General features: G+C 69.8%; 2 protein-coding genes and 1 pseudogene. All 3 read left to right on the forward strand.

Annotated elements, in window-relative coordinates:
* Positions 1 to 570: methyltransferase domain-containing protein (locus K8V84_RS06265; protein WP_304071625.1), on the forward strand; the 570-nt coding region annotated here is incomplete at its 5' end.
* 124 nt (positions 571 to 694) lie between these two features.
* Positions 695 to 2,011 (forward strand): bifunctional o-acetylhomoserine/o-acetylserine sulfhydrylase, encoded by a 1,317-nt coding sequence (locus K8V84_RS06270; RefSeq protein WP_304071627.1) that lies wholly within the window; start codon positions 695 to 697, stop codon positions 2,009 to 2,011.
* A pseudogene (locus K8V84_RS06275) lies at positions 2,008 to 2,509 on the forward strand (alpha/beta fold hydrolase); the annotation flags it as partial. The gene K8V84_RS06270 and the pseudogene K8V84_RS06275, both read left to right, overlap by 4 nt.

Here is a 2,509-nt window from a genome sequence, read left to right on the forward strand (position 1 = left end):
CGAGCCGTCGGCTTCGACATCGACCCGGTCATGCTCCAGGCCGCACGGGAACGACACCCCGAGGCCGAGTTCGCGATGGCCGACGCCGAAAGCCTGCTGCTGCCCGACGGGGCCGCGCGCGGATACCGGGCCGAACGCGTCTTCCACGCCATCCGCGAACCCGAGCGTGCCCTGGCCGAGGCCCACCGGGTCCTGGCACCCGGCGGTCGCCTGGTCCTGGTCGGGCAGGACTGGGACGCGATCATGATCGCCGCAGACGACCTCGAACTCACGCGAACGCTGGTGCACGCCAACGCCCGCGCCATGCCGGACCCGAGCGCGCCCCGCCGCCAGCCCGAACTGCTGCGCGCGGCCGGGTTCACCGGTATCGAGGTGGAGGGCACCACGGCGGTGTTCACCGACGAAACGGCCGTACCGATGCTCACCGGACTGGCCTCCCGCGCACGGGACACCGGCGCGCTGAGCCCGCAGCAGACGCAGAGGTGGATCGCCGAACAGCGTGGGCGCGCGGCCTCGGGGCGCCTGTTCCTGGCGATCCCCTATCTGGTCGTCAGTGCCGACCGAATCTGAATGATCACTGTCACAGGAGGAGAACACTGCGGACTTTGTGTGATTACTGGCCACCTGACCGGTGTCGATGCTAGCCTCGCGTTGATTCCCTACCCATTCGGTCTGTTTTTGTAGGAGTCCGTTCTTGAGCACCGACAGCACCAACGAGCAGTCCTGGTCTTTCGAGACCCAGCAGATCCACTCCGGAGCCGAGCCCGACCCGGCCACCAACGCTCGGGCCACGCCCATCTACCAGACGACCTCGTACGTCTTCCGGGACACCCAGCACGGTGCGGACCTGTTCAGCCTGGCCGAGCCGGGCAACATCTACACCCGGATCATGAACCCCACCCAGGACGTTCTGGAGCAGCGTCTGGCCGCCCTGGAGGGCGGTGTCGGAGCGGTCGCCTTCGCCTCCGGCTCGGCGGGGATCACCGCCGCGATCTTCAACCTCGTCAGCGCCGGCGACCACATCGTCTCCAGCCCTCTGCTCTACGGCGGGACCCACAACCTCTTCCAGCACACGCTGCCCAAGCTCGGCGTGCAGGTGACCTTCGTCGAGGACCAGAACGACCCCGAGGCGTGGCGCGCCGCCACCCGCCCCGAGACCAAGCTCTACTTCGGTGAGACCCTCGCCAACCCCGGCGGTAACGTCCTGGACGTGCGCGCGGTCGCCGACACCGCCCACGAGGTCGGTGTCCCGCTGATGGTGGACAACACCGTTCCCACGCCCTACCTGCTGCGGCCCATCGAGCACGGCGCCGACATCGTCGTGCACTCGGCCACCAAGTTCCTCGGCGGCCACGGCACCACCGTCGCCGGTGTGGTCGTGGACGCGGGCACCTTCGACTTCGGTGCCCACGGCGACCGCTTCCCCGGTTTCGTCGAGCCCGACCCCAGCTACCACGGCCTCAAGTACTGGGAGGCCCTCGGCCCCGGTGCCTTCGCCGCCAAGCTGCGGGTCCAGGTGCTGCGCGACACCGGCGCGGCCATCGCCCCGCTCAACTCCTTCCTCATCCTGCAGGGCATCGAGACCCTTTCCCTGCGCATGGAACGGCACGTCGCCAACACCAAGGCGCTCGCCGAGTGGTTGGAGTCCCGTGACGAGGTCGAGCGCGTCCACTACGCGGGCCTTCCCTCCAGCCCCTTCTACGACCAGGCGCAGAAGTACCTGCCCAAGGGTGCCGGAGCAGTGCTCTCCTTCGAGCTGCGCGGCGGTGTGGAGGCCGGACGTGCCTTCGTCGACGGTACCGAGCTGTTCAGTCAGCTGGTGAACATCGGTGACGTGCGCAGCCTCATCGTGCACCCGGCCAGCACCACGCACAGTCAGCTCTCTCCCGAGGCACAGGCCGCCTCCGGGGCCACCCCCGGACTGGTCCGTCTCTCCGTGGGGCTGGAGCACATCGACGACCTGCGAGCCGACCTCGAGCTCGGTTTCCGAGCGGCCAAGGCCCACCAATGACCGAGCGGTCCGATGCTCCCGCCTCCCGCCCCCACCACGGTGGGTGGCGGGAGGGCGACCCCGTGGGCGAACGCCGCTGGGTCCACATCGAAGAACCCCTGGAACTGGAGTCGGGCACGCGGCTACCGGAGGTGCGCCTGGCCTACCAGACCTGGGGGCGCCCGAACGCCTCGGGCACCAACGCCGTCCTGGTCCTGCACGCCCTGACCGGGGACGCCCACGTGACGGGTCCCGTCGGGCCGGGGCAGCTCAGCCCCGGGTGGTGGGACGGGGTGGTCGGCCCAGGGCTCGCCTTGGACACCGACCGTTACTACGTGGTCGCCCCCAACGTCCTGGGCGGTTGTCAGGGGAGCACCGGTCCCTCTTCGACCGCCCCCGACGGGCGCCCCTGGGGGAGTCGCTTCCCACGCGTCACCCTTCGGGACACCGTCCGGGCCGAGGCACACCTGGCCGCTGAACTGGGCGTCGACACCTGGGCGGCGGTCATCGGCGGATCCA

It is taken from the genome of Nocardiopsis listeri (genome assembly GCF_020741345.1).
GTDB classification, from domain to species: Bacteria; Actinomycetota; Actinomycetes; order Streptosporangiales; family Streptosporangiaceae; genus Nocardiopsis; species Nocardiopsis listeri_A.